This window comes from Tannerella forsythia 92A2, assembly GCF_000238215.1.
Classification (GTDB): domain Bacteria; phylum Bacteroidota; class Bacteroidia; order Bacteroidales; family Tannerellaceae; genus Tannerella; species Tannerella forsythia.
The window spans coordinates 430,028-443,863 of sequence record NC_016610.1 but is presented as its reverse complement, the minus strand read 5'-3'; the positions used below and the strand labels follow the sequence as shown (position 1 = coordinate 443,863).

At 49.2% G+C, this 13,836-nt stretch carries 11 protein-coding genes; 9 read left to right on the top strand and 2 right to left on the bottom strand.

Annotated features, from left to right (window positions below; all coding sequences use genetic code 11):
- Nucleotides 1-22 precede the first annotated feature (22 nt).
- Genes BFO_RS01870 through rpiB form a run of 3 tightly spaced genes read left to right on the top strand, consistent with a single transcriptional unit; the run spans nt 23 to nt 4,059 of the window.
- Nucleotides 23-1,516 (top strand): acetyl-CoA hydrolase/transferase family protein, encoded by a 1,494-nt coding sequence (locus BFO_RS01870; protein WP_014223870.1) that lies wholly within the window; start codon nt 23-25, stop codon nt 1,514-1,516.
- 55 nt (nt 1,517-1,571) lie between these two features.
- Complete coding sequence (locus tag BFO_RS01865; RefSeq protein ID WP_014223869.1) at nt 1,572-3,605, top strand: transketolase family protein; 2,034 nt, start codon at nt 1,572-1,574, stop codon at nt 3,603-3,605.
- Nucleotides 3,606-3,615: 10 nt separating this feature from the next.
- Nucleotides 3,616-4,059 carry a ribose 5-phosphate isomerase B gene (gene rpiB, locus BFO_RS01860; protein ID WP_014223868.1) on the top strand — a complete coding sequence of 148 codons (444 nt, stop codon included), beginning with the start codon at nt 3,616-3,618 and terminating at the stop codon, nt 4,057-4,059.
- 114 nt (nt 4,060-4,173) lie between these two features.
- On the opposite strand, the gene BFO_RS01855 is transcribed toward rpiB, so the two are convergent.
- Together BFO_RS01855 and BFO_RS01850 are read right to left on the bottom strand one after the other, a co-directional pair.
- Nucleotides 4,174-5,151, bottom strand: a complete 978-nt coding sequence (locus BFO_RS01855) for a GNAT family N-acetyltransferase (RefSeq protein WP_014223867.1) — start codon at nt 5,149-5,151, stop codon at nt 4,174-4,176.
- Nucleotides 5,152-5,155: 4 nt separating this feature from the next.
- Entirely contained in the window at nt 5,156-5,983 is an 828-nt protein-coding gene (locus BFO_RS01850; protein ID WP_014223866.1) for a 1-acyl-sn-glycerol-3-phosphate acyltransferase, read from the bottom strand.
- 265 nt (nt 5,984-6,248) lie between these two features.
- On the opposite strand from BFO_RS01850, the gene rsmH reads away from it, so the two are divergent.
- The 6 genes from rsmH to murD are packed head-to-tail and all read left to right on the top strand — an operon-like array spanning nt 6,249 to nt 13,830.
- Entirely contained in the window at nt 6,249-7,163 is a 915-nt protein-coding gene (gene rsmH / locus BFO_RS01845) for a 16S rRNA (cytosine(1402)-N(4))-methyltransferase RsmH (protein ID WP_014223865.1), read from the top strand.
- 13 nt (nt 7,164-7,176) lie between these two features.
- Nucleotides 7,177-7,524 carry an FtsL-like putative cell division protein gene (locus BFO_RS01840; protein ID WP_014223864.1) on the top strand — a complete coding sequence of 116 codons (348 nt, stop codon included), beginning with the start codon at nt 7,177-7,179 and terminating at the stop codon, nt 7,522-7,524.
- Between the two features lie 6 nt (nt 7,525-7,530).
- On the top strand, nt 7,531-9,741 hold the full coding sequence (locus tag BFO_RS01835; RefSeq protein ID WP_014223863.1) for a penicillin-binding protein: 2,211 nt from the start codon (nt 7,531-7,533) through the stop codon (nt 9,739-9,741).
- A 12-nt stretch (nt 9,742-9,753) separates the two neighbouring features.
- Nucleotides 9,754-11,217: a UDP-N-acetylmuramoyl-L-alanyl-D-glutamate--2,6-diaminopimelate ligase gene (locus tag BFO_RS01830; RefSeq protein ID WP_014223862.1), complete on the top strand. Its 1,464-nt coding sequence runs from the start codon at nt 9,754-9,756 to the stop codon at nt 11,215-11,217.
- 7 nt (nt 11,218-11,224) lie between these two features.
- Complete coding sequence (gene mraY / locus BFO_RS01825) at nt 11,225-12,490, top strand: phospho-N-acetylmuramoyl-pentapeptide-transferase (RefSeq protein ID WP_014223861.1); 1,266 nt, start codon at nt 11,225-11,227, stop codon at nt 12,488-12,490.
- A gap of 2 nt (nt 12,491-12,492) precedes the next feature.
- Nucleotides 12,493-13,830, top strand: coding sequence for a UDP-N-acetylmuramoyl-L-alanine--D-glutamate ligase (gene murD, locus BFO_RS01820; RefSeq protein ID WP_014223860.1), 1,338 nt, complete (start codon nt 12,493-12,495; stop codon nt 13,828-13,830).
- Nucleotides 13,831-13,836: the final 6 nt, after the last annotated feature.

The following is a 13,836-nucleotide window of genomic DNA, read 5'->3' as shown; positions in this document are numbered from 1 at the left end:
ATAAATAATAAAGAAGAATATCATGTCATTTAAATTCATCACGGCCGAAGAGGCTGCCTCGTATGTAAACAACGACGATAACGTCGGATTCAGCGGATTTACGCCTGCAGGCTGTCCGAAAGTTATTCCGGAAGCCATTGCCCAAAGAGCGGAAGAAGAGCATCGTAAAGGAAATCCTTTTCAGATCGGTATGTTTACCGGTGCATCGACCGGCGACCACCTTGACGGAGCCTTGGCACGTGCCCGCGCCGTTAAGTTCCGTACCCCTTACCAGTCGAATAAGGATATGCGCGCTCTGCTTAATGCCGGCGGCGCTCACTATTTCGACATGCATCTTTCCGAGTTGGCGCAGTCGCTGCGTTACGGGTTCTTAGGCAAAGTGGACGTGGCGATTGTAGAGGCTGCCGAAGTGACCGAAGATGGTGAAATCATCCCCACCGAAGGGGTCGGGATTGTCCCGACCGTCTGCCGTCTGGCCGATAAGATTTTGATTGAGTTGAACCGGTTTCATCCGAAAGAAATCCGTGGGATGCATGACATTTATGAGCCGGCTGACCCGCCGATGCGCCGCGAGATTCCGATCTATCAACCCTCCGACCGTATCGGCAAACCGTATGTTAAGGTTGACCCGAAAAAGATTGTCGGGATTGTCGAGACGAAGAACGAGCCGGACGGAAGTACTTTTGCCCCGCTGGATGACGTGACATTAGCCATCGGACGTAACGTGTCGAACTTTTTAGTGAACGAAATGAAAGCCGGACGTATCCCGGCATCGTTCCTGCCCCTGCAGAGTGGGGTCGGCAATGTAGCGAATGCCGTACTCGGATGCATGGGAGAGAATAAGGAAATTCCCGCATTTAATATTTATACGGAGGTGATTCAGGATGCCGTAATCAAGTTGATGGAGGAAGGACGTGTCATGTTTGCAAGCGGCTGTTCGTTGAGTGTCAGCAAGGAAGCTTTGAAAGAAATCTATTCGCGCCTTGACTTCTTCAAGGATAAGCTTCTGCTCCGTCCCGAGGAGATTTCAAACAATCCGGAGCTCGTGCGCCGTATGGGATTGATCACGATCAATACCGCACTCGAAGCCGATATCTTCGGAAATATTAATTCGACCCACGTACTGGGTACGAAGATGATGAACGGGATTGGCGGGTCGGGAGACTTCACGCGCTCGGCATACCTTTCGATCTTTACTACGCCTTCGACGGCGAAGGATGGAAAAATCAGTGCTTTTGTGCCGATGGTTTCGCACCTCGATCATAGTGAACACTCTGTGAAAATTATGATTTCCGAATACGGGGTGGCCGACCTGCGCGGCAAGTCGCCGATACAGCGTGCACACGAAATCATCGACAACTGTGTACATCCCGACTATCGCCCGCTGCTGAACGATTATCTCAACATGGGCATAAAAGGACATACGCCGCAGAATCTCGACTGTTGCTTTGCATTCCATAAAGAGTTTGCAAAAAGCGGAGACATGCGTAACGTGAAGTGGACATCGTATATCTGATAAAAATAACCTATCTTTGCCATGCAGTTCTTCATAACGAATCGACCAAAGAATCATGAACGAAATTAAAAACATGAATCGTGCGGCAGACAACATCCGTATTCTTGCCGCTTCGATGGTAGAAAAAGCAAAGTCCGGACATCCCGGCGGCGCAATGGGCGGAGCCGATTTTATAAACGTACTCTTCGCCGAGTTTCTCAATTATCATCCGGATCAGCCGGACTATCCCTATCGTGACCGATTTTTTCTCGATCCCGGGCATATGTCTCCCATGTTGTATGGAGTTCTGGCACTGGCGGGACTGATGCCTGCCGCAGAACTGGAGAATTTTCGCCAGTGGGGGAGTCAGACTCCCGGTCATCCCGAAGTAGATGTGCTTCACGGGATTGAGAACACCTCCGGACCGCTCGGTCAAGGCCATGCGATGGCGCTCGGCGCGGCGATTGCCGAACGTTTTATGACAGCACGCTTCGGTGAGTGGATGGCGCATAAGACCTACGTTTATATTTCCGATGGAGGGATTCAGGAAGAAGTGTCGCAGGGGGTAGGGCGAGTAGCCGGACATCTCGGACTGCATCATTTCATCATGTATTATGACGCAAACAATATCCAGCTTTCGACCAAAGTCGAGGAGGTGACTTCGGAGGATATTGCCGCCAAGTATCGCGCATGGAATTGGAATGTTCTCTCTATCGACGGTAGTTCGGTCGAAGAAATCCGCAAAGCATTGCAAGCGGCGAATGCCGAAAAAGAACGTCCGACGCTGATTATCGGTCATACGGTAATGGGTAAAGGGGCTGTCGATGCTAAGGGAGCAAGCTATGAAGATAAAGTATCGACTCACGGTCAGCCGCTCTCGGCTGCCGGCGCCGACATCGATGCGACGATCAGAAATCTTGGAGGGAATCCTGCGAAGCCGTTTGCGATCTTTCCCGAAGTGCAAAAAATCTATGCCCATCGCAAGGAAGAACTCCGCACATGGTTTTTGGCACGTCAGAAGAAGGAAGAAAAATTTCGCAAAGGCCATCCGGAATTATCGGCTAAATTAGACCTTTTCCTTAGCGGAAAGCTTCCGAAGATCAACTATTCATCGATCAAGATGAAAGAACATATTGCGACGCGTGCCGCATCTTCTACGATGCTCGGGCTCTATGCACAGCAGATTGGAAATATGGTCGTTGCATCGGCCGATCTGAGTAATTCGGACAAGACCGACGGGTTTCTGAAGCATACGCATGCTTTCCGGAAAGGGGATTTCTCCGGACAGTTTTTACAAATGGGAGTCAGTGAGTTGACCATGGCCTGCATCATGAACGGTATGGCGCTGCATGGCGGAATCATCCCCGTTTGTGGCACTTTCTTTGTCTTTTCCGACTATATGAAGCCCGCCGTCCGGTTGGCTGCACTGATGCAACTGCATGTTATTTATGTCTGGACGCATGACTCGTTTCGTGTTGGCGAAGACGGACCTACTCATCAGCCGGTTGAGCACGAAGCGCAACTACGCCTGCTGGAGCATCTGCACAATCACAAGGGAAAACGCGCTATGGTTGTTTTGCGTCCGGCCGACGCCGAAGAAACGATTTATGCATGGAAAATTGCCCTCGAAGAGAATCGCCCGACGGCGCTCATTCTCTCTCGTCAGGGTATCGTCAACCTGCCTGCCGCAAGCGGTGATCGCCGTAAAGAAGCGCGCCGGATCGTGAAAGGCGGATATATTGTCAGCGACTGTGAAGGCCAGCCTGACGTGGTGATGCTGGCCAGCGGATCGGAAGTAGCTACCCTCGTGGAAGGGGCGGCTAAACTGGCGAAAGCAGGTATTAAGACGCGTGTCGTGTCGGTACCGTCCGAAGGACTGTTCCGCGATCAGAAAGCCGATTACAGGGAGCATGTGTTACCTAAAGGTGTTCGGCGGTTCGGCCTCACTTCGGGATTGCCTGTTACATTACAAGGGCTGGTTGGTGATAACGGGGTTGTTCACGGGCTGTCCGAATTCGGTTACTCGGCGCCTTACAAGGTGCTCGACAGGAAACTGGGCTATACGGGTGAGAATGTATGCCGGCTGGTGAAAAAGATGCTGAACAGGTAACGTCGTAAGGATGGAGATAAAGACGATCGGATTTGCAAGCGACCATGCGGGATTTGCCCTTAAAAACACACTGTTGAATTACATGGTAGCTAAAGGATATGTATGTCATGACTTCGGAACTTATTCGGAAGAGAGTTGTGACTATCCCGATTATGCGCATTTGCTGGCCAGAGCGGTCGAGGGGGCGCAGGTAGACCGCGGGATAGCCCTTTGCGGTACGGGGAACGGGATTGCCATGGCACTGAACAAGCATCAGGGGATTCGCGCTGCCATTAGCTGGAACGAAGAGATGGCACGGCTGGTCCGGGCACACAACGATGCTAACATTCTGGTGCTGCCGGCACGCTTCATCACCTCCGACGAAGCTAAAACCATGGTCGATATCTTTTTCTCGACCTCATTCGACGGCGGACGACATCAACGACGTATCGATAAAATTCCGGAACCGTTTTAAGACAAACATAAGAGAACGGGGAGCTCTTGCCCCCAAACAACTGATGACATAAACGTCACAGAGGTGCTTATTGTCTTGGAAACAATAGTGGCAGGGGGGGGGACCGTACCGTCCTTAATCCATATCCGAAGTCGAATCATCTTGCCGGGCCTTGCGGTGGGTCATTTCCTTCAGATACGTTTCAATATGGCGTTTTTTCTTTTCTTCCAGAATCTCGTCGGTGGCAATTAGGATTCCCGTTTCCTCAACATTGCCGAATTCACGGTTGATGGCTGTGCCGAACGTACGCATCTTGGGCGAAAGGCTCATATATGCACTTATCAGGGGAGGAACATTGATGCCGTATTTCCTCACCTCTTGATTTAACACTCTGAGGTTGTCTTTAAAGTGATCGTGGCAGAAGAGCTGTTTCATCTTTTCTTCGTCCATTCCCGTCTGCAGCGGGGCAATCGGCTCAACCAGCTTGTCGGGGTCCGGGAAATGCAGGCGGAGGAAGTATAGAATCATATCCCGTGCTTCCACGTTGTAAGTCGTATACATCGTGACTTTTCCGTAGAAGTATTTCATGGCCGGATCGATGACTGTCAGCGCTCCTAATCCGTCCCACAAGTTATCAAGTACAAAAATGCCTTTGCTTCGTCCGAGCGTTGCCTGATAATCGAGCGAAACGAACGAGCGTCCTAACTCGACCGTATATGGCAGGTAATCGTTCAGAAAGTGTTTCGAAAAATGAAACAGATGTGCCGTAGCCAGTATGGGCCTTCCCTGCGTATCGTATTGTACATCCGACCCGATGAGAAAACGATAGCCTCCCAGTATTTGCTCGTCTTCCGGACTCCAGACAATCAGTTGACGGTAACCGCGCTCCATGGTGTCAAACTCGTCGATGTCGATAGCTCTTCCGGTACCTCCGCCGTAATGACGAAAAGCGATCTCTCGTTGACGCCCGATTTCGCGCATGACGTTCGGAGAGTCATGCGCCGTCACAATATAGATTTCGTTGTCCGATTTATTCGTTCGCCGCAATCGTTTTTCCGGTGTCAGTTCTTTTTTCAGTAAGGCCGTTTCGACCGGCCGGATAATTTTTTGCATACGTTTATTTTTCGCTCAACTGATATACTTTCTGTTTGACCCATTCAGCCCATTTTGCGGGTTTCCTCCCCCCGTCGAAAGTTTTCCAGGAAATAGGTTTTCCTATATAAACATGAAATGTTTTATGTTTGTTTCGAAACATCTCGTCGGGTAAATAAAGCATCTCGATATTTAATTTGATGCCCAGCCGCTTGCGGATATGTGCCAGCCGATAGAAGAAGTCGGAGTTACGTCCTTCGAAGAAGACGGGCACCACATCTCGATGGTATTTGACGGCATTTCGCACAAACGATTTTTTCCATTCCGTGTCTTCGATATGCCCGTTTTGTTTGCGTGAACAGAGGCCGGCAGGGAAAGTGAGCACCTGACAATCGGAAGCAAAGACCTCATCAAGCCGTACGGCCGCTTCTTTCGTTTGGGCTCCGTGCTTGTTGATCGGGATAAAAATGGAGCGCAGATTCGGGATAAACAGGAGCAGGTCGTTGACGAGACAACGGACTTGTTCTCCATATCGTTGGCCTATCAGTGCCGTCAGACAAATCCCGTCCAGCCCGCCTAACGGATGGTTCGACACGAACAGGTAGCGTCCCTCCGGGGACGGCAGATGTTCTTCGCCGGTGAGGCGTAGGGTCAGATCGAATTCGCGGATCAGTGCTTCCATGAATGCGACACCGTCGAGGGCGGCGTGGCATTGGAGGATACGGTTCAGTTCGTCCTGATGAATCGTGCGAATCAGATAATTCACGATACATGCAGGAATCTTTTTCGATATTCGGGGCGCTTTCTCACGTAAGACTTTGCGCACATCGATGATTGGTGTTTGTGCTTCCATCGGTCCACAAAGATAAGCAGAAGCCGTTTATAAATACGTTTTTTCGCGATTTTTTTGTGTCTTTTTTGGGGATGAGAAAGTAAAGTCCGCAGGGAAAGGCGTTAAAATCTGTGCGACGACGTCATACGACGAAACCATTTGCCGGAGAAAAACGGGGGTGTTGAAAACTTTCCTTCTCAAACGGTTAGCAAATTCTTGAGAATGTGTACTTTTACGCCTTGTTAAGCATGCTTGCAAAGCGATTGTTGACGGAAAGATATTGAGAATGAATAAAAAAGAAGGCGTTTATCATATTCCGGCTTTGTTGGATGAAAGTCTGGACGGATTAGCCGTCCGGCTCTCGGGTATTTACGTCGATGTCACCTTGGGTGGCGGCGGGCACAGCCTCGGTATTTTGAACCGTTTGGGGGATGAGGGGAGACTCTACGGGTTTGATCAGGATGCCGATGCGGAAGCAAATATTCCGGACGATCACCGTTTTGTCTTTATTCGCAGTAACTTCCGTTATTTATCCAACTTTCTTCGTTATCACAGCATATTGCAGGTTGATGGGATTTTGGCCGACCTTGGCGTATCGTCACATCACTTCGACAACGAGGCGCGAGGGTTTTCTTTTCGCTTCGACCGGACATTGGATATGCGGATGAACAATCGTGCGGGACAAACGGCTTTTGATATTCTCAATACGTATCCGGAAGAGAAACTAAGCGATCTGCTGCATCACTACGGTGAGTTGAAGGAGGCGCGAAAAATAGCGTCACTCATTGTGCGGTCGCGTGATGTGCAACCGATTTTGTCGAGTGGGACGTTGATCGAGCTGCTGCAACCGTTCGTTCGTAAAGGGAAAGAAAATAAGTTTTTAGCGCAGTTTTTTCAAGCCTTACGTATTGAGGTGAACGATGAAATGAATGCTTTGCGGGAGATGTTGCAGCAGGCGTTAGAGGTTCTGAAACCGGGCGGGCGACTGGTCATCATCACGTATCATTCGCTTGAAGACCGGTTAGTGAAACATTTTATGCGTAGCGGAAATTTTGAGGGAGAGAGCCAACAAGACTTTTTCGGTAACAGACTTAGCCCTTTTCTCTTGATAAATAATAAAGTGATCACTCCCTCGAAGACAGAGATCGACAAAAATCCTCGCGTCCGGAGTGCGAAATTACGGATTGCAGAAAAAAAATAAACACCGCATGCGCATGAATGAAACAAACAAAATACGACAGAAAAAGAAACGGCACTTATCTCCGCTCTATATTCTGGGAGGAGGTATTCTGAAAGAAGATTTTATTGTCCGGCATACGAAATTGATTGTACTAATCGTCGGTTTGATGCTTATGTTTATCAGCAATCGCTATACGTGTTTGTTGAAACTGCGCGAAATCGATAAGTTGCAACAGGAACTGAAAGATGTGAAATATGAGTCACTGGCCGTTTCGGGGCAACTGATCGGGAATAATCGCCTGTCACAGATTGAACTGTTGGTGAGAGAAAAAGGGCTGGACCTGGAAAGTCCTCAGACACCTCCTTATATCATACAGAAATAACACCGTATGGCGAGTTTTGAGAAAGAAGAAATGGAAGAAAAAGAATCGGGCGACGGACATGTTTTGGCACGTTACCTGATGGTGATGTTACTGCTTCTACCGGTCGTCATCGGGATTCTTTTCTTTACTTTCAAAATTGCTTTTGCCGAAAAAGACCAATGGAACAAGGTGGCCGAGAGCCAGAAAAAACCCAATCGGTTGGTGAACCCTAACCGCGGAAATATTTATTCGGCCGACGGAAAACTGTTAGCAACCAGTGTGCCCCGATATTACCTGTACATGGATTTTCAGGCCAGCGGGTTTCAAAAAGGAACCGGAAAATCGAAAGCCTCCATCGATACGTTCATGCATTCGTCGCGCAACGGAATCGATTCCCTTGCTTACCGTCTTTCACGCAAACTTAAAAACCGATCGGCAGCAGGTTATAAAGCCCATTTGCTGCGTGGACTCAAGTCGAAAAGCCGTCAATATCCGGTGTACGAAGGACGTGTTTCATATACTGATCTAAAGGAAATTCGCCAATATCCCTTTTTCCGGCTCGGCCGGAATGTGAGCGGACTTTACGAAAAAGAGATGGTACAACGACAGAAGTTGTTCGGTACGTTAGCTTCGCGTACTATCGGCGACATCTACAACGAGATAGAGACGGGGGGACTCTCAAAAGGTAAAAATGGTCTTGAACTCGAATACGATACGCTGCTGCACGGTCAGGTGGGTTATAACTCCGTGATGCGCGTGGGTGGCCGGTGGACCAATGTGATTGCTCAGGAGCCGGTCGATGGGTTGGATATCCAAACAACCATCGACACGCATATACAAGACTTGACCGAGAAGGCCCTGGTGAATAAGCTGAAAGAATTGGATGCGGCTTCCGGCATCGCTGTGGTCATGGAGGTGCAGACCGGTGAAATCAAGGCGATATCCAATATGGAGCGCGTACGTCCCGGTGTCTATACCGAAACGAAAAACCATGCCGTGGCCGACGAAATCGAACCCGGCTCGACCTTCAAGGTTGCCGCCATGATGGTAGCCGTTGAAGACGAGATATGTACTCCCGGAACGCCGATTGATGTCGGAAGCGGAACCTACACCATCAACGGACGCACCATCAGAGATCATAACGCTCATCGAGGAGGATACGGAACGATCACGGCGGCTCAAAGTATCTGGTACTCTTCCAATGTGGGAATTGCTAAAGTGGTGTTGAAAGGTTACGGAAGCCACCCGAAAAAATTCACGGATGGCCTCAAACGAACGGGAATAGACGCCGATCTCCGTTTGGAAATACCGGGAGCGGGACGTGCCAAGATACGTACACCGGAGAGCCCGAACTGGTCGAAACTGACCTTGCCGTGGATGTCGTTCGGCTACGAAGTGCAAATCCCCCCGATCAACACCCTGACTTTTTTCAACGCCATAGCGAACAACGGTAAGATGGTACGCCCCATGTTTGTGAAGAGTGTCACGCACAACGGTAAAGAAGTCCAATCTTTCTCGACCGAAGTCATCCGTCCGTCTATCTGTTCTCCCCGTACCCTGAAAATAATACAGGAGATGCTTTACAATGTTGTGAATTACAAAGACCCTGACGGGCGTCGTGACGGTACGGGCAAACCGGCCGGATCGGACGTCGTAACCATAGCCGGAAAAACAGGTACGGCACAGATTGCCGCGTCGAGCACGGCGCATAATGTGTCGTTTTGCGGATACTTCCCTTACGAAAACCCGAAGTATTCGTGTATTGTCGTTGTCTCGAGACCGCGTAACGGATCGCCTTCGGGCGGGTTGATGGCCGGCACGATCTTCAAAGAGATTGCGGAAAAAACATACTCGTATCAGATCACATTGAACCTTCGTGCCATGACGAAAGAGGCAGGCTGTGTGGCGGTACCTGCCGTGAAGAACGGCGATGCACGCGCCGCAAAGTATGTGATAGAGGAACTGGATATTCACGCATCGTCGAAGCGAATCGCTTCCGAATATGCCATTTACGGATGTAGTGCCGGAAAAGATACGCTTCGGGTAAGAGAACTGACAGTCCGCAAGGGATTGGTGCCGTATGTCGTGGGTATGGGAGCCAGAGATGCCGTATATGCATTGGAGAAATCAGGGCTTCGTGTCAGTCTTTCGGGCAGAGGACAGGTCGTTTCGCAGTCTGTTGCGCCCGGTCAGCGAGTCGTGAAAGGACAAACGGTCGAAATCGTATTAAAAGATTAAAGAAACAGAACAATGAAATTAAAAACATTAATAAAGCACTTACCTATAAAGCGCATTCAGGGCGATGACGTTTGCGAAATATCGGGTATTCATTCCGACTCGCGCCAAATAAGTAAAGGTATGCTCTTTGTCGCTGTCAGCGGAACGACTGTTGACGGACATGATTATATCGGAAAGGCCATAGAAAAAGGGGCGGGGGCGATTGTATGCGAGAAAATACCGGAACAGCTCGGGACATGCGACGTGCCGTTCGTTGTCGTTCCCGATACGGCGCAAGCCCTCGGCATGCTGTTGGATACATGGTATGACCATCCGTCGTCGAAGCTGACATTGATCGGGGTAACCGGAACAAATGGAAAAACAACCGTCGCAACGTTGCTCTATCATTTATTCGACCGCTTGGGATACAAGTGCGGACTGATTTCTACGGTATGCAACTATATAGGCCAAGAAGCGATACCGACAACTCATACCACTCCCGATGCCGTGACGCTGCATGCACTCGTGGCACAGATGGCCGAAGCCGGATGCTCCTATGTGTTCATGGAAGTCAGTTCGCATGCGATCGACCAGCAACGTATCAGTGGACTGACATACCGGGGAGGTGTTTTTACAAACCTCTCCCGCGATCATTTGGACTATCATAAAACGGTTGAACATTACCTGGAAGCGAAAAAAAAGTTTTTCGACGATCTGCCGGCCTCCGCATTTGCCTTAACGAATGTTGACGAGAAATCCGGGATGGTGATGCTGCAAAATACGGCCGCAACGAAACGAACGTATTCATTGCAGACCGTCGCCGATTTCAAAGGGAAAATACTGGAGACACATTTCGAAGGGACAGAGCTTTTGATTAACGATAGAGAGGTTGCCGTTCATTTTGTCGGCCGTTTTAATGCCTCGAACCTGCTGGCCGTTTACGGTACGGCCGTTAGTTTAGGACAAGATCCGGAGACGGTGCTCGTGGTACTGAGTGATCTGCGCCCCGTCACCGGACGTTTCGAGACGCTCTCTTCCCCCCTCGGATATACGGCGATTGTCGACTATGCACACACACCGGATGCTTTGACCAATGTATTGAACAGTATTCACGATGTACTACGCGGTAACGGACGCGTTATAACGGTCGTTGGCGCCGGAGGAAACCGGGACAAAGGCAAGCGTCCGCTGATGGCCAAAGAAGCCGCAAAACTTAGCGACCGACTGATTCTTACCTCCGATAATCCGCGTTTCGAAGATCCGGATGCTATCATAGAAGAGATGCTGGCAGGATTGTCACCTGTCGATTCGGAGCATACGCTTTGCATTACCGATCGTAAGCAGGCTATCAAAACCGCCGTTTGTTTAGCGAAGAAAGGCGATGTGATTCTGGTAGCCGGCAAAGGTCATGAAGACTATCAGGAAATCAACGGGATAAAACATCACTTCGACGATCGCGAGATTTTACGAACTATTTTTGCAACTCAACATCTATAATATCCCCATGCTTTACGAACTGTTTAACTATCTCGATCAACTTGATATTCCCGGAGCCGGCGTATTCAAATACGTCTCGTTCCGCTCCGTGATGGCGTTTATTTTGGCCTTGTTTATCTCGACAACTATCGGACGCCGGATCATCGACAAACTACAAAAATTGCAAATCGGAGAGGTCGTTCGCAATCTCGGTCTTGAAGGGCAGATGAGTAAGAAAGGTACTCCGACGATGGGAGGAATTATTATCATCATTGCGATCATTATCCCGATCCTGCTGTTTGCACGGCTTAATAATATCTATCTCATTATTATGCTGATCACGACCGTGTGGCTGGGGGCTTTAGGCTTTGCCGACGATTACATCAAAGTCTTCAAAAAAGATAAGGAAGGGTTGCACGGGCGGTTTAAGATCGTTGCGCAGGTCGGTCTGGGGTTGATCGTCGGGCTGACGCTTTATTTCAGTCCGGACGCGGTGATCCGGGAAAATATGGAGATACGCAGTGCTTCGGAAAACACTCTCGAAGAAGTACGGTTTCACCCCGATATGATCAAATCGACCAAGACGACGATTCCGTTTGTCAAAAACAATAATTTCGATTATGCTGTTTTGGCAGAGTGGGCCGGAGATTACAAAACGGAAGTGACATGGATCATTTTTATCCTGATTACCATCTTTGTCGTAACGGCTGTTTCGAATGGTACGAATCTGACTGACGGTCTTGATGGTCTGGCGGCCGGCAGCTCCGCCATCATCGGGGTGGCGCTTGGTATATTGGCATATACCTCTTCGCATTTCGAGTTTGCCTCGTTCCTGAATATCATGTTTATCCCCGGAGCGGAGGAATTGGTGATCTTTGCTTCGGCATTTATCGGAGCGACAATCGGTTTCCTTTGGTACAATGCTTACCCTGCTCAGGTATTTATGGGAGATACGGGAAGCTTGACTTTGGGGGGAATCATCGCGGTCTTTGCCATCATCATCCATAAGGAGTTGCTTATCCCGATCCTTTGCGGCGTGTTCTTCGCCGAAACGCTTTCGGTCATGATTCAGGTAGCCTATTTCAAGTATACGAAAAAGCGATACGGCGAAGGAAGACGAGTATTTAAAATGACTCCCTTGCATCATCATTTCCAGAAACCGGGAAAGAGTGGCATACAAGCGCTGATACAAAAGCCGTATAATGTTATTCCCGAGTCTAAAATCGTTGTCCGGTTCTGGCTCATCGGAATTATTTTGGCAGCTGTCGCTATCATTACGTTAAAAGTGCGGTAATCATGAAAAAGCGAATGGTTATATTGGGAGCGGGAGAAAGCGGAGCGGGAGCTTCGGTGCTGGCTAAGGCGAAAGGTTTCGATGTGTTTGTTTCGGACTACGGAAGCATCTTGCCGAAATATAAACAGATCATGGATGAACGTGGGATTCTCTGGGAAGAGGGCGGACACACTGAGTCGGCCATCCTTAACGCGGACGAGATCATTAAGAGCCCCGGTATTCCGGATAAGGCACCTGTCGTGAGGAAAGCAATGGAGAGAGGTATCCCGATCATTTCCGAAATTGAATTTGCCGGGCGTTATACCGATGCGACGATGATCTGTATCACCGGAAGCAACGGCAAGACAACAACGACCTTACTTACCTACCATATCCTCAAAGAAGCCGGGCTGGACGTAGGGTTAGCAGGGAATGTCGGGAACAGTCTGGCGTTTCAGGTGGCTGAATCGCCGCATGCGTATTATGTAATAGAATTGAGCAGTTTTCAGTTGGACAACATGTATGAGTTCAAGGCCGATATTGCCGTATTGCTGAACATCACGCCCGACCATTTAGATCGCTATCAGCATTGTATGCAGAACTACATCGATGCCAAATTTCGTATTCTCCGTAATCAGACAGAGAAAGATGCGTTTATTTATTGGAACGATGACCCCATCATCCGAAAGGAAATGGAACGGCATCGTCCGAAAGCAACAACGTATCCGTTCTCCGATACGTTTCATCCGGAGTTGAAAGGCTATATCAAAGAAAAACAAATGATAATCCAAACGTTAAACGGAACATTCACTATGGATCAAGAAGCAATCGCCCTCAGAGGCACACATAATCTTTATAATACGATGGCTGCCGGCATAGCCGCGAAGATTCTGGACATCCGCGACGAGAAGATCAGAGCGTCTTTGAGCGGTTTCCCCGGTGTGGCGCATCGTCTGGAGATGGTTGCACGTATACGAGGCGTCGATTACATCAACGACTCGAAAGCGACCAACGTCAATTCGTGCTGGTATGCCTTGCAGAGCATCAATACCAGGATGGTGCTTATTTTGGGAGGTACGGATAAAGGCAACGATTATTCCGAGATTGAAGCGCTTGTATTAAGAAAAGTGCGTGCATTGATTTTTCTGGGAGTAGACAATCGGAAACTGCACGCCTTCTTCGATGGAAAGATCGCCCGGATAGAGGATGCCGGCTCGATGGAAGAGGCTGTTAACAAGGCTTACCGCTTAGCCGAGAAAGGTGATACCGTACTGCTTTCGCCATGCTGTGCCAGCTTCGATTTGTTCGATAATTACGAGGATCGCGGCGATCAATTCAAGAAGTGTGTACGTAACTTGTAATTCGTC